Source organism: Ruegeria sp. CF5, assembly GCF_056537325.1.
Map to the genome: position 1 here is coordinate 266,734 of NZ_JBQFRI010000003.1, position 24,060 is coordinate 290,793.

22 protein-coding genes are annotated in these 24,060 nt (G+C 55.5%); 13 read left to right on the top strand and 9 right to left on the bottom strand.

The features are described from left to right. Positions 1–5 precede the first annotated feature (5 nt). On the top strand, positions 6–2,474 hold the full coding sequence (locus tag ACR0NW_RS10625) for a GcvT family protein (RefSeq protein ID WP_480791718.1): 2,469 nt from the start codon (positions 6–8) through the stop codon (positions 2,472–2,474). 196 nt (positions 2,475–2,670) lie between these two features. Here the strand turns inward: ACR0NW_RS10625 and ACR0NW_RS10630 are convergent, their stop codons facing one another. Next, positions 2,671–3,072, bottom strand: a complete 402-nt coding sequence (locus ACR0NW_RS10630) for a MarR family winged helix-turn-helix transcriptional regulator (RefSeq protein ID WP_480791719.1) — start codon at positions 3,070–3,072, stop codon at positions 2,671–2,673. A 114-nt stretch (positions 3,073–3,186) separates the two neighbouring features. Here ACR0NW_RS10630 and ACR0NW_RS10635 point away from each other — a divergent pair, with 114 nt between their 5' ends. Beyond that, positions 3,187–4,284 carry an NAD(P)/FAD-dependent oxidoreductase gene (locus ACR0NW_RS10635; RefSeq protein WP_480791720.1) on the top strand — a complete coding sequence of 366 codons (1,098 nt, stop codon included), beginning with the start codon at positions 3,187–3,189 and terminating at the stop codon, positions 4,282–4,284. Between the two features lie 7 nt (positions 4,285–4,291). Beyond that, a complete protein-coding gene (locus ACR0NW_RS10640) occupies positions 4,292–4,927 on the top strand; it encodes an NAD(P)-dependent oxidoreductase (RefSeq protein ID WP_480791721.1) in 636 nt (211 codons plus the stop codon). Between the two features lie 107 nt (positions 4,928–5,034). Here the strand turns inward: ACR0NW_RS10640 and ACR0NW_RS10645 are convergent, their stop codons facing one another. Together ACR0NW_RS10645 and ACR0NW_RS10650 are read right to left on the bottom strand one after the other, a co-directional pair. Continuing rightward, positions 5,035–5,871, bottom strand: a complete 837-nt coding sequence (locus tag ACR0NW_RS10645) for an SDR family oxidoreductase (RefSeq protein WP_480791722.1) — start codon at positions 5,869–5,871, stop codon at positions 5,035–5,037. 19 nt (positions 5,872–5,890) lie between these two features. Continuing rightward, entirely contained in the window at positions 5,891–6,043 is a 153-nt protein-coding gene (locus ACR0NW_RS10650; RefSeq protein WP_480791723.1) for a hypothetical protein, read from the bottom strand. A 114-nt stretch (positions 6,044–6,157) separates the two neighbouring features. Between ACR0NW_RS10650 and ACR0NW_RS10655 the strand changes: the two genes are divergently transcribed. Then, the gene (locus ACR0NW_RS10655; protein ID WP_480791724.1) at positions 6,158–6,709 is read left to right on the top strand and encodes a TetR/AcrR family transcriptional regulator; all 552 of its coding nucleotides are present in this window, start codon (positions 6,158–6,160) and stop codon (positions 6,707–6,709) included. Between the two features lie 181 nt (positions 6,710–6,890). On the opposite strand, the gene ACR0NW_RS10660 is transcribed toward ACR0NW_RS10655, so the two are convergent. Beyond that, a complete protein-coding gene (locus tag ACR0NW_RS10660; protein WP_480791725.1) occupies positions 6,891–7,793 on the bottom strand; it encodes a LysR family transcriptional regulator in 903 nt (300 codons plus the stop codon). A 131-nt stretch (positions 7,794–7,924) separates the two neighbouring features. Between ACR0NW_RS10660 and ACR0NW_RS10665 the strand changes: the two genes are divergently transcribed. Further along, entirely contained in the window at positions 7,925–8,788 is an 864-nt protein-coding gene (locus ACR0NW_RS10665) for an MBL fold metallo-hydrolase (protein WP_480791726.1), read from the top strand. A gap of 155 nt (positions 8,789–8,943) precedes the next feature. Here ACR0NW_RS10665 and ACR0NW_RS10670 read toward each other — a convergent pair whose 3' ends face one another. After that, positions 8,944–10,194 (bottom strand): M24 family metallopeptidase, encoded by a 1,251-nt coding sequence (locus ACR0NW_RS10670; protein ID WP_480791727.1) that lies wholly within the window; start codon positions 10,192–10,194, stop codon positions 8,944–8,946. Continuing rightward, a complete protein-coding gene (locus tag ACR0NW_RS10675; protein ID WP_480791728.1) occupies positions 10,191–10,976 on the bottom strand; it encodes a HalD/BesD family halogenase in 786 nt (261 codons plus the stop codon). The genes ACR0NW_RS10670 and ACR0NW_RS10675 overlap by 4 nt, the downstream gene beginning before the upstream one ends. Before the next feature lie 101 nt (positions 10,977–11,077). Here ACR0NW_RS10675 and ACR0NW_RS10680 point away from each other — a divergent pair, with 101 nt between their 5' ends. Next, positions 11,078–11,968 carry a LysR substrate-binding domain-containing protein gene (locus ACR0NW_RS10680; protein ID WP_480791729.1) on the top strand — a complete coding sequence of 297 codons (891 nt, stop codon included), beginning with the start codon at positions 11,078–11,080 and terminating at the stop codon, positions 11,966–11,968. 99 nt (positions 11,969–12,067) lie between these two features. On the opposite strand, the gene ACR0NW_RS10685 is transcribed toward ACR0NW_RS10680, so the two are convergent. The 3 genes from ACR0NW_RS10685 to ACR0NW_RS10695 form a co-directional block, all read right to left on the bottom strand. Beyond that, the gene (locus ACR0NW_RS10685) at positions 12,068–13,747 is read right to left on the bottom strand and encodes a BCCT family transporter (RefSeq protein WP_480791730.1); all 1,680 of its coding nucleotides are present in this window, start codon (positions 13,745–13,747) and stop codon (positions 12,068–12,070) included. Positions 13,748–13,774: 27 nt separating this feature from the next. Further along, positions 13,775–14,833 carry an FAD-binding oxidoreductase gene (locus ACR0NW_RS10690; protein ID WP_480791731.1) on the bottom strand — a complete coding sequence of 353 codons (1,059 nt, stop codon included), beginning with the start codon at positions 14,831–14,833 and terminating at the stop codon, positions 13,775–13,777. A 78-nt stretch (positions 14,834–14,911) separates the two neighbouring features. Next, entirely contained in the window at positions 14,912–15,787 is an 876-nt protein-coding gene (locus ACR0NW_RS10695) for a LysR family transcriptional regulator (RefSeq protein WP_480791732.1), read from the bottom strand. A gap of 125 nt (positions 15,788–15,912) precedes the next feature. Here ACR0NW_RS10695 and ACR0NW_RS10700 point away from each other — a divergent pair, with 125 nt between their 5' ends. From ACR0NW_RS10700 to ACR0NW_RS10730, 7 genes are all read left to right on the top strand, one after another. After that, entirely contained in the window at positions 15,913–16,995 is a 1,083-nt protein-coding gene (locus ACR0NW_RS10700) for an amidohydrolase family protein (RefSeq protein WP_170817893.1), read from the top strand. 16 nt (positions 16,996–17,011) lie between these two features. Continuing rightward, entirely contained in the window at positions 17,012–17,365 is a 354-nt protein-coding gene (locus tag ACR0NW_RS10705; RefSeq protein WP_480791733.1) for a Rieske (2Fe-2S) protein, read from the top strand. 364 nt (positions 17,366–17,729) lie between these two features. Next, positions 17,730–19,460 (top strand): sensor histidine kinase, encoded by a 1,731-nt coding sequence (locus ACR0NW_RS10710; protein ID WP_480791734.1) that lies wholly within the window; start codon positions 17,730–17,732, stop codon positions 19,458–19,460. Continuing rightward, complete coding sequence (locus ACR0NW_RS10715; RefSeq protein ID WP_480791735.1) at positions 19,457–20,797, top strand: sigma-54-dependent transcriptional regulator; 1,341 nt, start codon at positions 19,457–19,459, stop codon at positions 20,795–20,797. Before ACR0NW_RS10710 ends, ACR0NW_RS10715 begins: the two co-directional genes overlap by 4 nt. A 125-nt stretch (positions 20,798–20,922) precedes the next feature. After that, a complete protein-coding gene (gene dctP, locus ACR0NW_RS10720; RefSeq protein WP_480791736.1) occupies positions 20,923–21,933 on the top strand; it encodes a TRAP transporter substrate-binding protein DctP in 1,011 nt (336 codons plus the stop codon). Between the two features lie 67 nt (positions 21,934–22,000). Further along, positions 22,001–22,633, top strand: a complete 633-nt coding sequence (locus ACR0NW_RS10725) for a TRAP transporter small permease subunit (protein ID WP_480791737.1) — start codon at positions 22,001–22,003, stop codon at positions 22,631–22,633. Positions 22,634–22,644: 11 nt separating this feature from the next. Next, on the top strand, positions 22,645–24,045 hold the full coding sequence (locus tag ACR0NW_RS10730; protein ID WP_480791738.1) for a TRAP transporter large permease: 1,401 nt from the start codon (positions 22,645–22,647) through the stop codon (positions 24,043–24,045). Positions 24,046–24,060: the final 15 nt, after the last annotated feature.

Below are 24,060 nucleotides of genomic sequence, written 5' to 3' on the forward strand. Positions count from 1 at the left end.
CACCCATGCCTGAGATTCAAAAAGACGAAAGCACCAGCGGCAAAAAGCTGCCGTCCCACGCCAAGGTCGTCGTCATCGGTGGCGGCGTTGTTGGTTGCTCGATCCTGTTCCATCTGGCCAAGTTCGGCTGGAAAGACGTTGTGCTGTTGGAACGTGACGAGTTGACCTCGGGTTCCAGCTGGCACGCAGCGGGTCAGATCCACACGATCAGCTCGGACCCCAACATCTCGCGCCTGCAGAGTTATACGATTGATCTGTATAAAGAAATCGAAGAGACCTCGGGCCACTCGGTCGGCCTGCACATCACTGGTGGCTTCTATGCGGCCTCGACCAAGGAATGGTACGATTATCTCAAGCGTGAACGCTCGAAAGCCCGCTACATGGGTCTGCATCAGGAGTTCATCAGCCCCAAGGAACTGGCCGAGCGTCACCCGCTGATTGACCCGAAACACTATTATGCAGCCCTCTGGGACGAGCAGGACGGTGATCTCGACCCCTCGGGCGCGACCTATGCGTTTGCCAAATCAGCCCGTGTGCATGGCGCGCAATACTTCACCCATTGCGGCGTGACTGACATGAAACAGCGCCCTGATGGCAGCTGGGATCTAACGACGCCCAAAGGCGTGATCAACGCCGAACAGGTGGTGAATTGCGGTGGCCTGTGGGCGCGTGAAGTTGGCCATATGTCGGGCATCCACCTGCCGGTTCAGCCGATGGAGCATCATTATCTGATCACTGATGCGATCCCACTGATCAAAGATCGCATGGAGAGCATGGGCGAAGCCGGTCGTTTGCCTGCGGGCATCGACTATGAGGCCAACATCTACTTCCGTCAGGAACGCCACGGCATGCTGCTGGGCACCTATGAGCCGAAATCGACCCCGTGGAAGGTTGACGGCACACCATGGGATTTTGGCCATGAGCTGCTGCAACCCGACCTCGACCGCATCGCGGACCGGCTGGAAATGTCGTTCGAGCGCATCCCCGCGATTGGCGAATCCGGCATCAAGGACACCATCAACGGCCCGTTCACCTTCGGACCTGATGGCAACCCGATGATTGGTCCCGTGCCGGGCATGAAGAACTACTGGGTCGCCGTGGGCGTCATGGCAGGCTTCTGTCAGGGCGGCGGCGTCGGTCTGACCATGGCCGAGTGGATGATCGACGGCGAGCCTTCTATTGACGTCTGGGCGATGGACGTGGCGCGGTTTGGCGAATTCGCGACACCCGACTGGGGTACCATCAAATCTTCGGAAAACTACGAGCGTCGCTTCGTTATGACCTTCCCGAACGAAACGTTGCCCAAGGGCCGGATGCAGAAAACCACTGCTCTTTATGACCGTCTGGTCGCCAAGGGCGCCGTGATGGGGCAGGGCTTTGGTCTTGAGAACGCCCTGTGGTTTGCCGACAGTGCCCAAGACGCTCATGAAACGCCCACCTTCGAGCGCAACCGCTCGCACGATTACGTGGCGCGTGAAGTCAGGGCCGTGCAAGAGGCCGTCGGCGGCATCGAGATTGCTAACTTCGCCAAGCACGAGTTCAAAGGCGCAGGGGCTCGCGAATACCTGAACAAGACGTTGGCCGGTTACATCCCAAAACCAGGCCGTCTGGCTCTGACGCCGATGTTGACCGAAAAGGGTCGCCTTTATGGTGATCTGACGGTGGCCTGTCTGGCGGACGACCATTTCATGCTGTTCGGCTCGGGCGCAATGCAGGATGCGCACCGTCGCTGGTTCGAAAAGGACCTGCCCACAGATGTGAACTATGCCAACGTCTCAGACGAGTGGCACGGGATTGCCCTGTCCGGCCCGAAATCGCGCGAGCTGCTGGCCCGCATCACCCGCGACGACGTCAGCGCCGATGCGTTGAAGTTCCGCGACTTGCGCCAGACCTTCGTGGGTGGCGTGCCGGTGATCCTGAATCGCATCTCATTTTCGGGCGAGTTGGGCTTTGAAATCTACTGCCGCCCCCAATATCTGCTGCGTCTGGCTGAAGCGATCGAAGAGGCCGGAGCTGATCTGGGGTATCGCTGGTACGGCGCGCGAGCTCTGATGTCGCTGCGCCTCGAAAAAGGTTGGGGGGTATGGACTACAGACTTCCGTCCAGACTTCAACGCTGTCGAATCCGGCATGGATGTCTTCATCAACTGGAAGAAGGACTTTGTCGGCAAGGACGCCACCCTGAAGTTCAAGGAGGACGGCGTTGTCCGCAAGCTGGTCACCATGACCATCAACGTAGACGGTATCGATGTGTCCAACGACGAAGCGATCCTGAAAGACGGCGAAGCGGTTGGCTATGTCTCATCCGGTGGCTACGGGCATCGCGTCGGAAAATCGTTGGCGATGGGCTATGTCGCCATCGAAAGCGCTGTGCCTGGAACCAAGCTTCAGGTTGAAATCCTGGGCGAGTTCTACGATGCCGAAGTGCTGGGCGGCCCCCTATACGACGCCAATGGCGCGAATGTGCGGGGATAAGCCAAAGGAATTCTAACCTCAGGGGCGGTCTTTCAGAATTTTGCGACACATCCCACAAAGTTCTGAGATTCCGCCCCGAACTTGTCAGCGTCCGGGGAATACCGTGCCGCCCAACGGTTTAGTGTGGTGTGGCCTACCGAAACGCCTCGCTTGTTTATGATCGAACCTTCAACCGGTTTTTGCCGCTCGTCGTACTTCACGCTAGCAGCGCTAGGATCTTGCGAAACGTATCGTCAGACATGCCGGTAACCTGGTCAATCTGTGCCATGATCTCGTCGATCAGTTCCTGACGCAAGGCGACACCTTCTTCCGTTAACTCGACCAATACAACGCGCGCATCCTGCGGTGACCGCACTTTTTTGACCCAGCCCTTATGCTCGCTGCGCGCAACCAGAGGCGTCATGTTCGACGGCTGGCAGGTCAGCATTTGCGCCAGATCCTTCATACGCTGAGGGCTGCTGAGATGCAGTAACAGGCTGATTTCATTGGGAGTTATGTCGGGACGCGTTGCAGAAATCCGTGCGCCGACCTGTTCTGCCATATGGTTAAACAGGAACAGCACGGACATTGCCGGCGGAAGATCGGGTTTCGTAACCATGGCAGGGATTTAACAGCTTAGCATACAAGATTCTAGTTCAGATAAATAATTATATTATTGAACCATATTGAATACTCTCTATATGCTGCCCATCAAGATTCGACGGAGCGTTAGATGACAAAATCAGTGGTGATCCATGGCGGCGGGATGGCGGGTGCAAAGCTTGCCCGTGCATTGGAGAGCGAGGCAGAAGTGACTTTGGTCAGTCCGCTGGACTACTTCGAAATCCCGATGGCCTTGCCGCGGGCATTGGTCGAACCGCAGATTGCCAAACGCTCGGTGGTGCCTTTCACCGAGGCCCTTCCCAAAACTCGTCACCTGCACGGTCGCGTGGTGTCTTTTGATGGCAAGACAAGCACCATAGAAACCCATGAGGGTGAGAAAATCACACTCACCGGGGATATCACTGTGCTGGCCACTGGCAGCCGATATGCCAATTCGGTGACACGGGCGCAAAGCGGCACCTGGAGTGCCCGCCATCAGGAATTCGCCGATTTCAATACCGCGCTTGTCCAGGCAAATCGCATTCTGATTGTCGGTGGCGGTCCAATCGGAGTAGAGTTGGCCGGTGAAATCACGCGAGACTACGCCGGTAAGCAGATCACAATTGTCGAAAGCAATGATGACATTTTGACCGGCACCAGCCGCGCAGTCGCCGCCTATGCCCGCAAGGAACTGGAAAAGCGTGGGGTGCGGTTTGTATTGGGGCAGCGGATCGTTGATCCTGCATTTTCCGAAACCACGGCAGGGGGCATTGCGCGTACAGATCAGAGTCAAGAACTGTCATTTGATCTTATTTTCTGGGCAGTCGGCAGCACCCCAAATACCGACTACTTGTCTAAGGATTTCCTTTCATCAAATGGACGAATTCCCGTTGATGCGCAATTTCGGGTTGATGGGATGCAAAACGTGTTCGCACTAGGGGACATCGCCGACCTCAATGAAGTCAAAAAGGCTATCTATGTGAACAGTCACGTGAAGGTGGCTGCGCGCAATATCATTTCAGTGCTGAAGGAGCGCCCGCCTAAGGCCCGCTATAAGCCGCAAACCGGCAATGACATAATGGTTGTGACGCTTGGGCGTGATGGCGGTGTGGCGCACCTTCCGGGGTTTCGCATGATCAAGGCGGGTTGGATAATTCGGATGGTCAAGGCACGGGACATGCTGGTGGGCATGTATCGAAAGGCAGTTGGCGCAGCGACGAAAGCGTGAGATTGCCATGAAACTCGCGATCTTCGGCGCGACAGGGCCGCTGGGGCGGGAATTGGTCAAACAAGCCTTGGCACGTGGTCACACCGTGCGCCTACTCAGCCGCCGTGCCATCCCGCCCGGCGACTTGCCTAAAGGCGTTGAACTGATCCGAGGCGACTATTTCGATCCCGCTGCAATCAGGGAAACTCTGGTTGATGCTGAGGCGGTTCTGTCCACGATCGGCCCGCCGCAACACCGAACGGACGCTGTCACACCCAAAGACTATGGGCAAGCGATGGAACATTTGATTGCCGAGATGAAGCGTATCGGGATTAGTCGGATCATCAACGTGGCCAGTACGGCCACGCGTTTTGGGTCCGAGCCTTATGGATGGGGAAGACGACTTCTGCGCCTTGTCCTTCGCTTTGTCGCTCCGGTTGTTATTCCCGGCAAAGAAAACGAACTGGCTGTGCTTTCTCAGTCTGGGCTGAATTGGACAAGCGTTCGCCCGCCAATGATCAGAACTGGCATCGGGGGCGAAATTCGCGCCAACGCAGAGCACCCACAGGGAATGCGTGTGGATCAGGAACTGCTCGCCAAGTTCATGCTTGACCAACTGGATGAAAGTGCCTGGATGGGGAAGGCGCCCTTTGTTGGATCTTAGGTTGGATTTCCGTTCGCACTGAGCGTTTTCAGCTCAGCGCGAACTTTGCGTGTCTTGGCATTGTCCTTTTCGACGATCACCATCTCCGCGCTTTCCATTCTTGAGACCTACCAATTCTTAGGTAGAATTGTGCTTTTGAACATATTGTCCAGCATGCTTTGGGGCAGGAACTTACGCAGGGTGGTCAGCAGCTTTGCGTCCTTTCCGGCAAAGTTGCGGAGGCGACGGTTGCCCTGTGCCGCATCAAAGATCAGGTCAGCCACATCCTTTGGATCGCCAAATCCGAACGGCTTCGGTGGCTGTGCCAACACACCCGAATAATGGGCTTTGAAATTCTCGCGCAGCTCGCTCAATTCCGGGCTTGGGTTCCCTTCCGTCCAGTTGGTTGCATGTCCAAATCCGGTCTTGAATGCGCCCGGAGCAACCGTACAGGCCTTGATGCCAAATCGTTCCAGTTCGAAACGCATGGATTCCGTTAGCCCCTCAACCGCGAATTTGGTGGCGTTGTAGAGGGCCATCATGGGCAGGCCGACGCTACCGGCAAGCGAAGTGACATTGACGATCATACCGTTTTTCTGTTTGCGCATTTGCGGCAGGACTTCCTGAGTGACGACAACAACACCTTTCAGGTTGGTATCGATCTGGTTGTCGATGTCTTCGTCGCTCGCCTCTTCCAAAAAACCGGCAACTCCAAATCCTGCGTTATTGATGAGCACGTCCAAACTGCCAAACTTGTCAATCGTCTCGGCCACGGCTGCCTTGACGCTTGCGCGGTCTTTCACATCGAGCTGGGTAACAAGGACCCGGTCGAGGTTGCGCAATTCCGTGTCTTTCTCGGGTGAGCGCATGGTTGCTACAACATTCCAGCCCTCTTGCTGGAATTTCAGAGCTGTGTGGTAGCCAAACCCGGACGATGCTCCGGTAATTAAAACAGTCTTTGTCATATTTCTTGTCCTACTTCACTTAAGCTTGGTCTTGACCGCATGTCTGAAAGAACGTGTCCGCGCGCTCCATCACCTGATCGTCATAGAGATCGGCCGACAGCAGGTATCCACTGGGCACAAAGTTGATCGGGTTTTTCCCTGCTTTGACGTCTGTTTGATCGATGTTTGTCATGGCTTTTTCCTGAGCTCTGCCTTGCATTTTGATCAGTACAGCCGTAGTTAAACGGTCGTTTACATGCGGTAGATAGATATGTCAACAAGTGTTTACAAGAGGGGTCCGACACCAGTGGGAAAACAAAGAGACGCAGCAAAAACACGGGAAGCCATCCTTCACGCGGCCCGCCTCAAATTTACTGAAAAGGGGTATGATGCAGCAGGTGTCAGAGAAATTGCAGAGACTGCCGGCGTAAACGTAGCGCTGATTAACCGCTACTTCGGCTCCAAAGATGGGTTGTTTCGTGAAGCGGTGATCCCGTTTTTGAGTCTGGATCCCTTGTTGGCCGGTGACACGCAGGATTTGGCCCATCGCCTCGGGGAGTACATGGTGAACAAGGACTACTCAAAAGACGTCTTTGACCCAATGCTGGCCGTTCTTCGTTCTGCCGGTAGCGAAGCTGTTCAATCGATGTTCAAAGAAGTTGTCGATAGCGACGTGATCGGGAAATTGTCTGAACAGATTGATCAGGAAAATGCACAACAGCGAGCTGGCTTGATTGTTGCATTGCTGTTTGGCTTTGACGCCCTCAACAGGATCTTTGAGGTCGAGGTATTTTCTGAAGCTGATCAACAGAAGGTTTCAACTCTGTTCGCGGATACAATCCAGAGCCTTCTCAGTTAGTCCATCTCTGTGCCAGCACCCGCCGCGCTCGCAAGTCCCCAGATTGTGCAACTTGCTGTCGTATGACCACGGCGCAGCATCCTGAGCACGGGTTGTCCCATCTCTCTGGCGTAAAGAGCCACGCCGCCTGCGAGGCGGGGCACGCTGCTCATTTTGCGGGTGTCCGGTTTTCCATTGCCGCTTAAACTAGTTCTTTTCGAATATACTCGGCGAAGTGTTGCGAGAAGCGTTGTGTGGCGGTCGATCTGTACTGTGTTGGCGGATAAACTGAGTAGATACCTCCGGACTGGAGTGTCCAGTCGGGGAGAAGCTGGATCAGAGATTTTTCCGCAAGTTCTTTTCGGATGTAGAAGTCTGGAAGGATTGATATACCAGACCCTTCTAACGTCATCGCTTTGATTGCAGGAGTTACGTCCGCCGCTAAAGCGCGCATCATTTCTACCTCTATTGCATCGCCCGTTGGCCCCGAAAAAAGCCAGCGGAGAGGGGTTGATAGTGCTTGGTGCTCGATAAACGGAAAATTTGCCAAGTCGCTTGGTACTTTAGGGTCGCCAAATTCTTCGACGACTTTTTCAGAGGCTACGACGATCTGCCTGAAATCCCCCAGTTTGCGGGCGATGTTTGCGGAGTCGACGAGCCAGCCAACGCGATACGCGATGTCGAACCGCGCTTTGACCGGATCTATTCGTGCATCGCTCAGCGTCAGTTCTATGGTCACTGCAGGGTACATTCTACGAAACTCGGCCGCGACCGGAGCAACATAATCAGCGCCCAAATCAAGTGGTGCGGTGATGCGCAGCGTCCCGGAAGGTTCGGTGCTGCCGCGTCGCACCATCGCATAGGCTTCTTCTGCCTGAGCGACAGACGCTTGTGCTGCCGCGTAAAATGACTGGCCGGTTTCCGTCAGGTTCAAATGACGGGAGTTTCGAACAACCAAACTTGCCCCCAGTTCTTCCTCAAGGAGCTGCAGTTGCTTGCTGACAACTGCCTTGCTGACGCGCATGCGATCCGCCGCTGCCGTGATGGTTCCGGCCTCGGCTATGGCCACAAAATATTCCAAGCGGTTCAGGTTTGATTTTGTCATTTAAGGTCAACTTTTGACTGACGATAAGTCCATATAATGCGCATTTTGTTGACGGCGTCGACTCCCTATTTGTCACGCACAGGGCAATCGCGACGGTCATTCAAGGTTGCCCCCTGACAAAGGAGATGACTATGAAAGCAATCCTGACCGCTACCGCAGCAATGATGCTCTCGACGGCTGCAATGGCTGCCGATCTAAAAATTACTCATTTTACCCCTAACAAAGGCAGCCTGTTCCCGGTGTCTTCAAATCTGGTCGAAGGTCCCACCGAAGTTCTTCTGATCGATGCGCAGTTCGAAAAGGATGATGCCGCACAATTGGTCAGCATGATCAAGGCCACCGGAAAGCCGCTCACGACCGTTTTCATCAGCCACAAAGACCCCGATTTCTACTTTGGTCTGGATTCGATCCGCACGGCCTATCCCGATGTCAAAATCGTCGCCACGCCTGAAACCGTGAAAGGGATCGAGAAGACGATCCAGCTCAAATATGATTTCTGGGGGCCAATTCTGAAGGAAAATGCTCCGACCGAGTTGATCATTCCGGACGTTCTGGAGGGCGATAGCCTGACGGTGGATGGAAATACAATTCAGGTTGTCGGTCTTGATGGCCACGATCCCGTCCACACATTTCTTTGGGCACCTACCGAAAAAACTGTGCTGGGCGGCGTGGTTCTGTACGAAAACGTCCATGTCTGGCTTGCAGACAACCAAACACCTGAAAGCCGCGACAACTGGCGCGCAACATTAGACCAGATTACCGCGCTTAACCCCGACCGGATCATTCCCGGGCACGTCATTGGCGATAGCGCCGAGGATGAAAGCACCGTTGAGTTTACCAAAGAATACGTCGCTGCGTTTGAAGCTGCGTCGGAAAAGGCGGAGAACTCTGCCGAGTTGGTTGCGGCGATGCGGGAAGCCTATCCCGGCTTTGAGAACGTGGGCGATCTTGAACTAAGCGCGCAAGTTATTGAGGGCGAGCGTTCCTGGCCCTGAGATCAAGATTGATGTTTGGGTGCGAGGTTATCGGGCCTTGCCACCCTAGCAAACAGAGCGCCGGGTTTTTCAATCCGACGCTCTGCCCCTGCGTTGTTCGGAAATTGGGGCGCGGAAATTGAACCGCTATCTCCTAGCTGAGAGATCGCGGGGCTTCATTCAAACGGGAAGCTGTCTAATCGCTCGTACCCTTCGTCAGTTACCAGAACTTGGGTTTCAAGTTTTACGCTCTCAGAGCCTTCTTCAGCCATCAAGCTTTCGACGCAGACAACCATGCCAGGCTCGAACCGCCCTGACATCGCGCCGGGCCCCCAATCCACGTGCAAAGGCACCACCGGCCATTCATCAGCCATGCCAACCCCGTGCACTGCGAGGGAATAGCGGTAGGGCACGTGCGCATCGGGAATGCGCCAACTCAGCTCATTAAACTCGGTGAAACTCGTACCGGGCCGCACAAGTTCAAGATTATGATAAATCTGGTCCAACGCGGTGTCATACAAGCGGCGCTGAATACCGGTCATCTTGGTATAACCGCATGTCCAGGATCGAGACAGGTCGGCGCAATAACCGTAAGGCCCTATCATATCTGTATCGAATGAGATCATCTCACCGGTCTTGCAGACCCTGTCTGAGCATTCCTGATACCATGGGTTGGTCCGGGGGCCACAGGTTAACAACTTGGTTTCCAGCCAATCCCCACCTGAGCGGGCGTTTTCAAAATGCAGATGCGCCCAAAGCTCCCGCTCGGTCACGCCGGGGTGGGAGTGGTCGTAAATGCGCGCCATACCGGCCTCACAAACACGGATTGTCCAACGCATCAATTCGATCTCATCGTTTGATTTGATCGAGCGCGCAACCTCGGTGATTTGCGTGCCCTCGATATAGGTCAGCCCGCGCGCTTCCAACGCATGGACGCCGCTTCCATCCAGAGTGTCACAGGCAATTCGGCCATTTCCGCCACCATGCTCTCGGACTAGGTCGGCAATTTCATCGGCCCAGTTTTGAACAGCCGCGCCCACCTTGTCGCCAGAGGCCATGAACATCCACGTTTTGGCGACACGAATTTCGTCAATACCTGGCAAATCCTCGCTTTGATGCAGGCAACCCTTGAATTCGAACATGATCGCCGGGCCACCAGCAAGGATTAGGGCGTAGCGCATGGGATTATGCAGCGTCCAAACCTGCATGTTCGAACAATCAAACGCGTAGCGAATATTGCACGGATCATAAAGCAACAGCGCAGCGCAATCCGATTGCTCCAACTGATCGCGCAGACGTTGCAGCCGATATTTACGCGCGCGGTTCAAAACCGCATCGGGTACGGGACTTTTTAGGGGTTTATCTGCGCCCTCAGCATTCAGATAGGTCAGTTTGCGATCATCTTTGAATGCCGCACTTACATTCATGACGCACGCCCATAGAACCCGATGCGTTCCTGTTCCGAGAATTGTACACCGGGGCGTTCGTAGTAGGAAAATACAGCGATGATGCGGTCCAGATCACCTTTGACAGGTGTGACGCGATGTGCCGTGTTCTTACCTTTGAAAATGTTGAGAGTACCGGGTTCTAGCGTGATGAGCGTTGGTGTGCGGCGCCCTTCCAGCAGATCTGCCACGCCATCGAAATTCGGATTTGTGTCACTCCGCAGATCCTGATCATATTCGAATTCACCGCCTTCGTCGGGGGCCTGCAACAGCAACGTCGTCGTGAATTCAGAGCGATCGAAATGCCAGTTGAGTGCCTGACCATCCGAGTAACCCATGACATTCACCCGTGCGAGCGGGTCCTGCATCGTGAATAATTCGGCCTTGTCCATGACAGCGGCAAGAAATTTGGCGAAGGGCGGCCATTCATACAAACAGATCACCGCGGAACGGCCCATCTGATCGGCGCAGATTGTGCGGTTCGAGGTTTCGAACTCTATCAACGCCGGGTGATCTGCGGCCAGACCGTCGATATCCTTCTTGAAGTAGATGTTGTGGAACCGTGCATGCGTGAACGCCTTGCGATCAAGAACCGGCTTCAATTCTTCAACTGCGCCTGGCAGCGCTTCTGGCCGGATAAAACCCGGCAAATTGAACAGGCCGTCTTTGGCCAGGCTTGCCTTGCAGGTCTCGACCAGATCCTTCCAATCACGGCTATCAGGCTTGTCCAGGGGATATCTCTCCAGATCGATCAGGTCTTTCATCTCAGTTCCTCCACCGTAATGCGCAGAGGTTAAATGTGTGCTGCTCTTTCAATCAATAGGCATTCTAATTATGGTCAATAAGTAAAACTTTCGGAAGACCAATGGACAAAAACGCTCCGCTTAACGCCCTTCGTGCTTTCGAGGCCGCAGCCCGCACCGGATCATTCACCAACGCAGCGCGTGAGCTGGGGGTTAGTTCGGCTGCAATCAGTCAACAGGTGAAACTGCTTGAGGACTTTTGGCAGGAAACGTTGTTCATACGGCAAGGTAATCGAATTTCATTAACCGAAGCCGGGCAAACCGCCTATCCGCAGCTGGCTCATGCCATGAGTGAATTGGGCGCGTTGTCAGCGAAGATGCAGCGCAAGCGGCAACGGAAAAAACGACTGACACTAAGCGTACCTCAATCCGTGGCTGAAACCTGGCTCGCGCCGAAAATCGCTGAGCTCGCGCATGCTGACGCTTTGGTACCTCTCAGTATCCGTGTTGAAGAAGATCCCGTCGACCTGGTGCTGAACAAAGTGGATTTGCGGATATTCTACGGTCACGATCTTTATGGTGATTACCAGGTTGAAGCGCTGTTTGCGGACAGGTTGATAGCCGTCGCCAGTCCGGGTTTCGCCAAGCGTCATGGCGTCGATTTGGAAGCCCTAGAGGATAGTTCCTTCATACATACTGATTGGGGGCGCGGGTTTGCGTCGTCTCCTGACTGGGAAACTGCGTTGTTAGGGCGGAGGGGCGTCGATCGCTCTTCTGGATTGCTTGTTCAATCCAGCAGCACAGCTCTGAACTTTGCCAAGCACGGTTTGGGTGTTGCCTTGGTGCCAAGTATGATGGCGGCCGATGATCTTGCCGCAGGCAGGATCACAAAAATGGAGTTTGAGCCGCTAGAACTTAAACAGAACTATATGCTGGCTTACCCAAAGAGGCTCAGATCCAACCCTGAGGTCCGACTAATTCTTGAAAAATTGCGGAATGCGCAGGAACACTGACCCGGTTGGGCCCGACCGGATAACAGATGTCGCGTCGAGGGTAGGACAGAAAATGGCCTCCGAAACATCGGAGGCCATTCAGAGGTAATGCACCTACCTTTATTCGGCAGGCATAGTCGAAGCCTCTGCCGAGATTGTTGTTGCGATGCCCGCTGCTTCGCGCCGTCCATCATTCCAGATTGCTTTGATCAGCGCGACGCACATCAGCGCCATTACAATAGAAAAAGGCAATGCACCGATGACCATTGCGGTCTGGATTGCCCCTGTACCACCTGAGACAAGCAAACCCCCGACGACAAGTGCCAGAGCCGCGCCCCAGAACATGATGTGAGGTCTTGCCTTGGGGCCTTCGTCGCCCGCTGCGTTGATCGTATTCACGATCAGTACGGCCGAGTCTGCAGACGTGACGAGGAACGTCATCAGCAGGACAACGATCACTGCGGCCATCGCCCAGGCCAATGCTTCTGCAATCGGAGCAAGCATGTATTCCGTCATTGCGAAGATCTTGTCGCCGTTCGCCGCATCCAGGATGACGCCGTTTGCCTCCCCGTTCAGTTCCAGGTCGATGGCCGTTCCGCCGGCCCAGGCGAACCAGACAAAGCACATCAGCGCGGGAACGATCATTGCGCCAAGCACGAATTCACGAATCGTCCGGCCACGGGAAATCCGGGCGAGGAACAAACCGACGAAAGGTGCGAACGCGATCCACCAGGCCCAGTAGAAGACCGGCCACCAGCCCTGCCACTGTGCAAGCAGGAACGCTTCCGATCCCTCAACACCATCTGAGGTGTAGACGTTGAAGCTCAGCCATGGCAGCGCGACCACATAGTCCCAGATGCCCACGAAGAACGCTTTGGCACCAAAGAATGTTGCACCGAACAGAATGAAGAACCCCAGAAGGAAGATGGACAAGCCCATGTTGATATTCGACAGCCATTTGATGCCTTTCCCGACACCGGATAGGGCCGACAAGGTCGACGCGCCCATGATGACAATCAGAGCAACGATGATGCCCAGCGTCGTGGCCGAACCATCAGGCTGAGCAAGGCCGCCGATACCGATACGTGTCAGACCAGCAACGAACTGCTCGACCCCAAAACCCAATGTCTGAGCAACGCCAAGAATAGTGGCAACAACGGCAACGATGTCGATCAGATGACCAAGGTTGCCCGACAGCGATTTTCCAAACAGAGGGGTCAATGAGGAGCGGATCGTCAGTGGCAGTCCGCGACGGTAGCTGAAGAAAGCAAGCGCCAAGCCAGCTATCGCGTAACATGCCCACGCCCCGAAACCCCAATGCAGGTATGACCACACATAAGCCGTTCGGACGTTGTCGGCGTCCAGCGCGGTCGTCACCCCCTGAATAACGGACGGGTTGTTTTTGAAATGTGCGACAGGTTCGGCGACCGCCCAAGTTAGCATTCCGACACCGATGCCCGCGCCAAACATCATGGAGAACCAGGAAAAGTTTGAGAACTCTGGTTTCTCGCCCGCTACGCCAAGTTTCATACGTCCTGCAGTTGGCCAGATGGCCAGCCCAATGCAGACGATGACAAAGCCGGTAACAACCCAGATATACCAAGCAGCAAACTGCGAAAGAATGGCGGCGTTCCAATCGCCAAGAATTCTACCGGCTTGGGTTGGCCAAACAATACACCAGACAACCAGCAGGCTGATAACGATCTTGCTGATCACGGTCACGTTGACGCTGAACCCCCGGTAAAAACCGTTGTCAGCGGTTTTTATCGGAAGTTCCGATAGTGGTGGTTTCATTGACATTTGTATTCCTCCCTTAGAATCTCCACTTCACGCGTCGAGTGCGACAGGGCCTTTCGGCCAACTGCAACAGGCCAGCACATACCCTTGCTGGGTATCACCAGGTTGCAGGCCGCCCATGTCCTGCATCTCAACATCGCCTTGAGTGAGGCGCACTTTGCAATTGCCGCAAACGCCCTGCTGGCAGGCCGAGTCGATCCAGACGCCAGCGTTCAGCGCGGCCTCTAGCAAGGTCTCGCCCTCGGCGGCATGACCATGCAGACCGCTGAGCGAGAAATAGACCTCGCCACCCGTGCCGCTGCTTTCTTCGATAGTGATCTTTTCGCCAAAGCTTTCTTCGTGGACAGCGGCAAACGGAATGACAGAAGCCACATCACGGGCTGCTTTCATGAACCCTTCGGGACCGCACATGAAAATGCTGCGCTCGGCGTGATCGGGCACAAGTCGCTGCAGCAAATCAGCCGATATCTGACCAGTTTCACCATCGAACCCATCATTCGCTTCATCCACGATGGTATGGATGGTCACATTGGCGAAGCGTCGGTTCAAAAACTCAAGTTGGTCACGGAAGATGATGTCCCTAGGCGAGCGTGCGAAATGCACGAAGACGATGTCTTTCGGCAAGGCCACGTCGGTGACGTATTGCAGCATCGACATGACCGGGGTGACGCCCGAGCCACCGGACAGGAACAATGGCTTATCGCTGGGGATATCCACCCAGTTGAAGCCGCCGGTGATATCGGCAATCTCGATCTCTGTTCCGGGGACCATCTGATCATTCAGATAGTTGGACACTATCCCACCGGGCACGCGCTTGACGGTGACCTGAATGTTGTGGGGTCGCGTTGGCGTGGAAGAGATCGAATAGGCGCGCACATGCTGCTTGCCCTCGATCTCGAAGCAGAAGGTCACGTATTGGCCGGGCTTGAAGTCGAAACTGCGGCTTTGCGTGTCCTCAAAGACGAAGGTCTTGCTGTCATGCGTTTCGTCGATCACCGCTTTGCAGGTCAAAGTGGCAGGCCCACCCGCGTAGCAGGGTTGGTTATTGGCTGAACTCAGGGAAAACGGACTGTCCGTCGCAACGAGCATCTTGCGGAAACCTCCAAAATAGGGTTCGCGCGAGGATAATGGTGCGGGGAAACTGAAAAACTGTGCAGAATTGCGGTATCAATCGGTTAAAGCGATTGATCGGTGTTGGATCAGTTCTTTGAACAGGGTGACTGCCTGCGCCACCAGTGGGTCATGACGTTTGCGTACATGCACGATAGAATAGATGGGCTGCGGGATCACCGGTGCATCCGTCACCTGTTGCAATGTCGGGTACTCAGCGCACAAGCCCGGGGCCGCAAAGCCGGGAAAATAGGCGGTTCCACCGTTGGCTTTCAGGAAATCCAGCGCAAGGTCATTGCTGCCCACCAATGTCGAGCTTTGTGGTTGATCCGAGAACACCTCGTCATGCTGGCGGTCGAAATAGGATGTGTAGGCCACCTGAATGTAGCGCGACCAAGGGACGTCTTCGATCCGGTCGCAATCGGTGGACAGCATTACATAGCTTTCGCTGCCTAATTCGCTGACAAACATGTCCGGCGCCTGGTGCGGGACAAAAACAATGCCGATATCAGTCTCGCCGGTCAGGACATCGCGCTGAATCTGCTGCGAGAAGTTGGCCTCGAGATAAAGGTCCAGATGTGGGTTTCTCTCCCGAACCGCCTTCGTCCAGTCAATCAGCACGGATCGCGCCAAGCTGAACTGGACCGATATCCGCAAGCGTTGTCTGTTGCCGCCGCCACCGGCCTCAACATCGCGTCGCGCCAGACTCCAAGCGGCCAGCAGCGACCGGCAATGAGTTTCAAACCGGCGCCCTGCTGCTGTAGGTTCGGCGCCGCCACGCCCGCGTTCGAACAGGCGTGTGTCCAGCTCCTGCTCCAACTGACGGATGCGGGCGCTGACCGTGGATTGGGTAATATTCAGACGTTCGGCAGTGCGGTTGAAATTCCGCGTTTCCAGAACATCCATGTAGGTCACTAACAGCTGGCGATTCATTTAATCGGAAATCCCGATTGATAGATGCATTTCAATTGTATTTATTTGCCAAAGCTTCGCAGATATCAAGCGTCGTTGAACAAGATAAAAGCCCGCCCTTTTGGCGCCAGCAACAGGAGAAGTTCATGTTCATCGTCGATTGCGACTGCCACAATTATTGGTGCAGCGCCACGGTTCTGGAACCCTACATGGAAGGTCTTTTCAAGGACATGTTTGTCCGCGGCGAACGCACCGGCCCGCGCGGTGCATTCCCTCATGGCCACCGTCCTTGGTTTCACCCCGAAGGCTTTGCACGCCATGATGTGAACCCGGTTGAGGAAGACGACAACTACCTGATCATGAAGGAAAAGCACCTCGATAAATACAATATCGACGTTGCGATTCTAACCGGCGACGAACCCATCGAAGCCTCGACGCTGGCCAACCCTTATTACGCCAATGCGCTGTGCAAAGCCTATAACGACTACATGATCGACTACTGGCTTCCCAAGGACGAGCGCTTCTGGGGTTCGATTGTCGTCGCACCGCAGGATCCGCATCTGGCCGCCGCTGAAATCCGCCGGGTTGGCGGGCATCCCCGCGTCGTTCAAGTTTTGGTGAGCCACGGTGCCGCGCGCCCCTATGGCGACCCGTTCTATCACCCGATCTATGAGGCTTGCGCCGAAATGGGCCTGCCGTTTGCCATGCACCTCGGTGGACAGGGCGGCATCAACTCGACTCCCATCGGGGCCGGGCCATCGACCTTCTTCTGGGAAACCCACGCGATCCTGCCGCAAACCGCAATGACCCACATGGCCAGCCTGATCGCCCACGGTGTGTTTGAGAAATGGCCCGAGCTGAAGGTGGTGATTATCGAATGTGGCGTCGCCTGGGTGCCGTCAGTCCTGTGGCGTCTGGATGCGAATTACAAGGCGCTGCGCAAGGAAACACCGTGGCTCAAGCGTCTGCCGTCCGAATACTTCAAGTCGAACATCCGCATGTCGACCCAGCCGCTGGAGCAGCCCGAAAACATTCAGCACCTGTGGGCCACGCTCGAAGCGATGGATGGTGAGAACACCCTGATGTTCGCGTCGGACTATCCGCACTGGGATTACGACGACGTCAACAAGCTGCACGTTCCGCCCGCATGGCGCGAGAAGATCTTCGGGCTCAATGCGCTGGACGTCTATACCCGCCTGCCGCGCCCGATGGCGCATGCCGCCGAATAAATAGGAGACTTCGACCATGGCAAACAAGCATTTCGCCTGCAAAACCGATGAAGTACCCGTCGATGCGGCCAAGATCGTAACCGTCTCGAACATGCCGATAGGTGTGTTCCGACTTGAGGATGGGTTTCATGCATTGCTCAACATCTGCCCACACAAAGGCGCGGCTCTGTGCGAAGGCCCTGTGTGTGGCACCACCCGTAAAACTGACAAGACTGAGTTCATCTATGACAAGCCCGGCGAAATTGTCCGTTGCGCCTGGCACGGGTGGGAGTTTGACATTCGGAGCGGTGAGTTTCTCGTAGATCCGTCGATCAAAACACGACGCTTTGATGTGTCAGTAGAGGGAAACGATCTCTTCGTGCATCTATAGGCTGCAGGATTCACGACAAAACACTGATATTTTAGGCAGTTCACTCTCTCTTCCCAGCTGCCTAAACTGGCATTGTCCTAACTTGGGCAATGCCTTTTTCAGTTCTAGAGGCTATTTGAGAATTTGAGGTCAGAACCCATTAATTTTCGCGGGGCAGCCAAACCGCTTTACGATCTTGAGAAAATGAAGACCTGTCAAAAAGACCATACTGGGACCTGCTTGCAATTGATTAGAGTGCAACAAGCGTCAGGTCAGGTGATTAGCTCAACCTCGATCCCAAGATTGCGACACAACCCCTCAAAGTCTTGGGATGGACGACTAAAACCTGCTGTGGTCCTATGCTGTCGCAGTTAATGGGCAATCAATGCGGTCAACTTCGTACTTCCTTATTTTTGCAGTAGCCACTGCCGCTAGCATTGGCCTTTATCTGGTGTCCTACCAATACTTCCTTTCGGAGGAGCTTTCCAAAGCTCAGGGCCGGCTTTCTCTCTACCAAAGCTCGGTGAACGGCGAACTCGAACGGTTTTCTCACCTCACATATGTGCTGTCACAGGATTCCTTTGTCATTGGAACGGCAGAAGGGGACGGCACCGGAACCTTGAACCGACGGCTCGAGGATTTTGCGACACAGGCGGGGCTGGATGCGATCTACCTGATGGATGAAGACGGGATCACCATTTCCGCATCTAACTACCGCGATGTCAGCAGCTTTGTGGGGCAGAATTATGCTTTCCGTCCATATTTCCAGACCGCCCTCGCGGGCGAGCAAGGTCGGTTTTATGCGATCGGAGCGACAACCGGTTTGCCAGGATACTTTATTGCCAATGTAGTGCTCGATGGTGCGGCCACACCAACCGGGGTGATTGCTATAAAGATTGATTTTTCCGACCTTCAGGAAAGTTGGAGAAACTCGGGTGAACAGGTCCTACTGGCAAATGAGGACGGAGTTGTTCTTTTGTCGTCAGATCCGAATTGGCAGTACCGTGCGCTGAATCCGCTGTCGGAACAGCAACAGGATAGAATCCGGTTGGCAAGACAGTTTCCGGGGCAGGAGCTTGATCCATTGGACTGGACCGAACTGGCGGGCGATCAAGCCAGAATCTCGGGCGCAAGACGTTTGCATCTGGCCGCCACCGACCTGCCGCATGGATGGTCGCTTCACTATTTTGCAAGTGACGACCGGGCTGTGGCGCGAAGCTGGCTGGTTACTGCGCTTTTTGTCTTTCTGGCAGGACTCGCATTCATCTTTTTCCAAATACAGCGTGCGCGTCGCGTAACCGCGGCGCTGGCGCGGTCCGAACAGGAAGAAGCACAGCTGCGCAAAGCCAATGAACGCCTTGCTGTCGAAATCGAAGATCGCAGGACCGCAGAACGTCGCCTGAAACGCACACAAGGTGAGCTTGAGCGCGCAAGCCGGTTGGCGGCTCTGGGGCAACTTTCCGCATCTGTCACTCATGAACTGGGCCAGCCTATTGCCGCCATGCGCAATCATTTGGTCGCAGCCGAGATCGGAACGTCCAGCGAAACCAAGCTGTCGCAAAAAATCGGAAGTCTGGTTGACAGGATGGAAGGGATTACGCGCCAATTGCGGTTTTTCGCGCGTTCAGAGAGCGAGGCTTTCAAGGACATAGACCTATGCGTCTCGGTCAACGCCGCTCTGGCTTTGGTCGCTCCGAATGTCGAGCAGGGCAAGGTGAGAATCACGCTCGATATGCCCGCCGACCCGGTTTTTATCCGGGGCATCGCGCTGCGGATCGAGCAGGTCATTACAAATCTCTTGCGCAATGCCATCGACGCAACAGACGAAACAAGCTCTCCTGAAATTCAAGTCGCTGTAACAAGTTCCGATGACAGGGCTACGCTGGAAATTCAGGATAACGGCCATGGTTTGGGGGATGCGACGCTGGCTGAACTGCAAGAGCCATTTGTAACCACAAGGGAAAGCGGGCGTGGAATGGGGCTGGGGCTGGCCATTTCCGCAAGCATTGTCAAAGATCACGATGGTACAATGACGGCCCGAAACCGCGAGGGTGGCGGCACGGTGTTCCGTGTAACCTTCCCGATGGTCGCAAGATCCGAAGAAACAAACGAATGACCCAACAGCAACCTTTCAAAGTCCTTGTCGTCGACGATGACAAGTCGATGCGGCAATCTCTGGTCGAGTTGCTCGAAGCCGCCGGGTGGAGCGTCAGCGCTGTGCCGCGGGCGACGCAGGTGTCGGAGTATCTGGCCAACGCAACGCCGGACGTCATCCTTTCGGATGTTCGAATGCCTGGCATGTCGGGCATCGAATTGCTTGCCAGTCTGGACAAACGGATCGCGCCGCCGGTCGTGCTCATCTCAGCACATGGCGATATACCAATGGCGGTGCAAGCCATTCAGGATGGGGCGTACGGGTTCATCGAAAAGCCATATGAGCCGCGGCGCTTACTTACCGTTCTGACGCACGCGGCCGAGCAAAGCCGTATGCGCAAAAGCAACACACGGCTAAAGGACAGGCTGTTAAAGCTGTCTGGACTGGATCGTATTCTGCTTGGCGAAACTGATGCGATTGCAGCCCTGCGGCAGGATGTTCTTGATCTTGCAGATACCTCTGTCGCGGTGCTGTTGCAGGGCGATACAGGGACCGGAAAGGAACTGGTTGCCCATGCCCTGCATGATCTGGGCGGAACTCCAGATGCGCCGTTTCTGGCGCTGAATTGTGCAGCTTTGTCCGCCGACACGTTCGAGGCCGAAATGTTCGGTGTCGCGGGGACATCGGATGGAAGGCTGGTGGCGGCATCCGGCGGAACCTTGTTTCTGGATGAAATCTGCTCGTGCTCGCTTTCGGTTCATGCAAAGTTGCTCAGGGTCATCGAAGATCAGCACGTGTTACCGGTAGGTGCTGTCTCACCCACACCAGTCAGCTTCCGGGTCTTGTCTGCGACCAACGAAGACGTAGAGCTGGCCGCCCGGGAGGGACGACTGCGCCAGGATCTTCTGTTCAGGCTGAATACATTCGTTTTGACCTTACCTCCGCTGCGTCAGCGAAGGGATGATCTGGTTCTTTTGGTAACGCACTTCCTGACCGAATACGCTCAGGTTTACGAGATTGATGCGCCAGAGCTCAGTCAGGACGATCTGGCTGCCCTGCTTGCCCATGACTGGCCCGGCAATGTGCGTGAGCTACGCCATGTCTGCGAGCGACGCATTTTGGCTGCCCGACGCGGGGGCGGTTCGCTTACAAAGGCGATCCAAAGTGATCAACACATCGACGATGTGCCGGATACGCTACGCGAAGCAGTTGCTGCTTTTGAACGCGAGCTTATTGGCAAAGCCATAAAGGCGCACAAGGGCCGGATGGATGCCGCCGCCGAGGCGCTGGGAATTGGACGCAGAACGCTTAATGAAAAGATCGTCAAACTCGGTCTTGATAAAGAGGCTTTGTTGTAGGCGAAACTACCCTGCGGAAATCCGCAGGGCAGCCAAAGGATCGCCCGCGTTTTCCTTCATAGTCAGCCTTCGACGCATCCTGAATACTCTGCCCAAACACATTGCGTGAACTGGGAGGAGCCACTATGCGCAAACACCTGAACCGGGCGGCCATTGCCGCCCTGTCGCTGACCGTTGCATCCGAAGCACTGGCCGTTGAGTGGAACGTTTCCCTGTGGGGCAAGCGTCGCGCCTTTACCGAGCACGTCGAAAAACTTGCCGAACTGGTGAGCGAAAAGACCAACGGCGAGTTTACCTTGAACATCAGCTATGGCGGCCTGTCGAAGAACAAGGAAAACCTCGACGGTATCTCGATCGGGGCATTCGAAATGGCCCAGTTCTGCGCGGGCTACCATCGCGACAAGAACCCCTCGATCACCGTTCTGGAACTGCCGTTTCTGGGCGTGACATCTCTGGAACAGGAAGTTGATCTGTCGATGGCCGTCTACCAACATCCGGCAGTTGTCGAAGACCTGGCCCGCTGGGATGCGACCCTGCTGATGCCGTCGCCGCTGCCGCAGTACAATCTTGTTGGCGTTGGAGAAGCACCGAAATCCTTGTCCGATTTTGAAGGTCTGAGCGTGCGTGCCACCGGCGGCATCGGCAAGGCGATGGAGACAGTGGGCGCCGTTCCAACGTCCATGTCCGCGTCCGAAGTACGTCAGGCAATGGATAGCGGCATCGTCAAAGCCGTCAGCTTTGCACCCCACGCCCATATGTCCTTTGGCACCATTGAAAACGGCACATGGTGGACGACGAACCTGAACCCCGGCACTGTCAACTGCCCGGTTGTAGTGAACACTCTGGCTTTGGAAGACCTGTCTGACGAGCACCGTGAAGCTCTGCTGGGTTCGGTCGAAGAAGCGCTGGATCACTACGTGTCCCACTACCAGACCAAAACGATGGAAGCATGGGGGCCCGAACTCGATCAACGCGGCATCGAACGCGTGACCTTCAGTGATGAAGAAATCGCAGCGTTCAAAGACGCCGCCGCCGCCCCTGCGGCCGAGGCTTGGATTTCGGAAAACACCGAACGCGGCCTGCCGGCACAAGAGCTTTATGATCTTGTGACTGGCAAGATCGCAAACGGAAGCTGATCCACTCATCACCCGGCGCCATCCAAACTGGTGCCGGGTATCTTTTCCCTGACAGCGGAGCTTACAGATGGCCGGGTCATCCCTGGTGCTGTCCGACGACAGCCGTCTCAGCATTCTCGATCAACGCCTTTACAAGCTGGAAAGCTTTCTGGCCCTGATCAGCGGGTTTGCGGTCTTTTCACTGATGGTGATGGCCGTGATCTCAGTGGGTGGCCGAAACTTCGCCAACGCCCCTCTGCCCGGCTATGTGGACTGGATCGAACAGGCCATGCCGCTGATCGCCTTCATGGGGATCTCTTACGCGCAGCGCGATGGCGGTCACATTCGGATGGATATGGTTGTGGGCGCGCTGAAAGGGCGGGTCTTGTACATCGTCGAATTCCTGACGACCGTTGTCATTCTGGCCCTGATCGTTTTGCTGATTTGGGGCAGCTGGGCGCATTTTGCGCGCAGTTTCGACTTTGGTGCCCCGCTTTGGAGCCGCGACAGTTCCATCGACATCGGTATCCCACTGTGGCCAGCCAAACTGTTGGCACCTGTTGCCTTCAGCGTGCTTTGTCTGCGCCTCGCCCTGCAGCTTTGGGCCTATGGCCGTGCGATCCGCCATCCGGATCTGCCGCCTGTCGCCGTGCCGCTGATCGCTGACGCAGCAACGCAGGCCGCAATGGAAGCCGAGCATGTCTCGGGCCACGACAACTGAGGTACTTTCTGATGGAACCCATTGAAATTGGTCTGATCGTCTCGGGTGGAATGCTTGTTCTTGTGGTGCTGGGGATGCGGGTGGCCTTTGCCGCAGCGACCGCTGGCATGGTTGGTCTGATCTGGATCTTCTGGGCCAAGTTCGGATACGATCCGGCGCGGTTTGGTAAGGCCGTGACCGTGGCCGTCAAAACCGCCGGTCAGGTGCCACATTCCAAGATTTCAAGCCAGGCGCTGAGCCTTATTCCGACCTTCATTCTGATTGGCTACCTCGCCTATTACGCAGGCCTGACCAAAGCGCTTTTCGAGGCCGCAAAGCGCTGGCTCGCGTGGGTTCCGGGCGGCCTTGCGGTTTCGACCGTCTTTGCAACCGCCGGCTTCGCGGCGGTTTCCGGCGCCTCGGTTGCCACATCTGCTGTATTCGCCCGCATCGCCATCCCGGAAATGCTAAAGATCGGGTATGACAAGCGCTTTGCAGCGGGTGTTGTTGCTGCAGGCGGTACATTGGCCTCGCTTATTCCGCCCTCTGCCATTCTGGTCATCTACGCGATCATCGTGGAACAGGACGTGGGCAAACTGCTGTTGGCCGGTTTCATTCCGGGCATGTTCTCAGCCGTGATCTACGGCTTGCTGATCATCGGCATGGCCGTCGTGATCAAAGGTTTCGGTCCCGCTGTCAGAGGTTTTACGTGGAAAGAACGTTTTCTGTCTCTGCCGCCTGCATTGCCTATCCTGATCGTCGTCGTGACCATCATCTTCTTTGTCTACAACCCGTTTGGAGGCGACGCGTGGGGCACGCCAACCGAAGGCGGTGCCATCGGAGCCTTCGTGGTGTTCCTGATGGCGCTGTACCAAGGCATGCGCTGGTCCGAGCTTAAAGACGCGCTTTTGGAAACCGCCAAACTGAGCGTCATGATCTTCACCATCATCTGGGGCGTGCTGGTCTATGTTCGCTTTCTGGGATTTGCCGAGCTGCCGAACGCCTTTTCCGACTGGATCACGTCACTCGAAATGTCGCCCATGCTGATCCTGATCTGCATTCTTCTGGCTTATGCTGTTTTGGGCATGTTCATGGATGCGATTGGGATGCTGTTGCTGACACTTCCCGTTGTTTACCCCGCTGTAATGGCTCTGAACGGCGGTGAGGCTGTTAGTGCCGCTGACAGCACCTTCGGAATGTCCGGCCCGATGTGTGCCATCTGGTTCGGTATTCTGGTCGTCAAAATGGCCGAGTTCTGCCTGATCACGCCACCCATCGGTCTGAATTGCTTTGTTGTCGCAGGCGTGCGCGATGACCTGAGTGTTCAGGATGTCTTCAAGGGCGTAACACCGTTCTTTCTGGCGGATGCCGCGACAATCGCATTGCTCGTTGCCTTTCCAGCGATCGTATTGTGGCTTCCCGGGCAGGTTTGAACGTTATGGCGATGT

Bases quoted from the DNA above. Each gene is read 5' to 3' on its own strand.
- ACR0NW_RS10625 (WP_480791718.1), top strand. From the start codon at position 6: ATGCCTGAGATTCAAAAAGACGAAAGCACCAGCGGCAAAAAGCTGCCG.
- ACR0NW_RS10630 (WP_480791719.1), bottom strand. From the start codon at position 3,072: ATGGTTACGAAACCCGATCTTCCGCCGGCAATGTCCGTGCTGTTCCTG.
- ACR0NW_RS10635 (WP_480791720.1), top strand. From the start codon at position 3,187: ATGACAAAATCAGTGGTGATCCATGGCGGCGGGATGGCGGGTGCAAAG.
- ACR0NW_RS10640 (WP_480791721.1), top strand. From the start codon at position 4,292: ATGAAACTCGCGATCTTCGGCGCGACAGGGCCGCTGGGGCGGGAATTG.
- ACR0NW_RS10645 (WP_480791722.1), bottom strand. From the start codon at position 5,871: ATGACAAAGACTGTTTTAATTACCGGAGCATCGTCCGGGTTTGGCTAC.
- ACR0NW_RS10650 (WP_480791723.1), bottom strand. From the start codon at position 6,043: ATGACAAACATCGATCAAACAGACGTCAAAGCAGGGAAAAACCCGATC.
- ACR0NW_RS10660 (WP_480791725.1), bottom strand. From the start codon at position 7,793: ATGACAAAATCAAACCTGAACCGCTTGGAATATTTTGTGGCCATAGCC.
- ACR0NW_RS10665 (WP_480791726.1), top strand. From the start codon at position 7,925: ATGAAAGCAATCCTGACCGCTACCGCAGCAATGATGCTCTCGACGGCT.
- ACR0NW_RS10670 (WP_480791727.1), bottom strand. From the start codon at position 10,194: ATGAATGTAAGTGCGGCATTCAAAGATGATCGCAAACTGACCTATCTG.
- ACR0NW_RS10675 (WP_480791728.1), bottom strand. From the start codon at position 10,976: ATGAAAGACCTGATCGATCTGGAGAGATATCCCCTGGACAAGCCTGAT.
- ACR0NW_RS10680 (WP_480791729.1), top strand. From the start codon at position 11,078: ATGGACAAAAACGCTCCGCTTAACGCCCTTCGTGCTTTCGAGGCCGCA.
- ACR0NW_RS10685 (WP_480791730.1), bottom strand. From the start codon at position 13,747: ATGTCAATGAAACCACCACTATCGGAACTTCCGATAAAAACCGCTGAC.
- ACR0NW_RS10690 (WP_480791731.1), bottom strand. From the start codon at position 14,833: ATGCTCGTTGCGACGGACAGTCCGTTTTCCCTGAGTTCAGCCAATAAC.
- ACR0NW_RS10695 (WP_480791732.1), bottom strand. From the start codon at position 15,787: ATGAATCGCCAGCTGTTAGTGACCTACATGGATGTTCTGGAAACGCGG.
- ACR0NW_RS10700 (WP_170817893.1), top strand. From the start codon at position 15,913: ATGTTCATCGTCGATTGCGACTGCCACAATTATTGGTGCAGCGCCACG.
- ACR0NW_RS10705 (WP_480791733.1), top strand. From the start codon at position 17,012: ATGGCAAACAAGCATTTCGCCTGCAAAACCGATGAAGTACCCGTCGAT.
- ACR0NW_RS10710 (WP_480791734.1), top strand. From the start codon at position 17,730: ATGCGGTCAACTTCGTACTTCCTTATTTTTGCAGTAGCCACTGCCGCT.
- ACR0NW_RS10715 (WP_480791735.1), top strand. From the start codon at position 19,457: ATGACCCAACAGCAACCTTTCAAAGTCCTTGTCGTCGACGATGACAAG.
- dctP (WP_480791736.1), top strand. From the start codon at position 20,923: ATGCGCAAACACCTGAACCGGGCGGCCATTGCCGCCCTGTCGCTGACC.
- ACR0NW_RS10725 (WP_480791737.1), top strand. From the start codon at position 22,001: ATGGCCGGGTCATCCCTGGTGCTGTCCGACGACAGCCGTCTCAGCATT.
- ACR0NW_RS10730 (WP_480791738.1), top strand. From the start codon at position 22,645: ATGGAACCCATTGAAATTGGTCTGATCGTCTCGGGTGGAATGCTTGTT.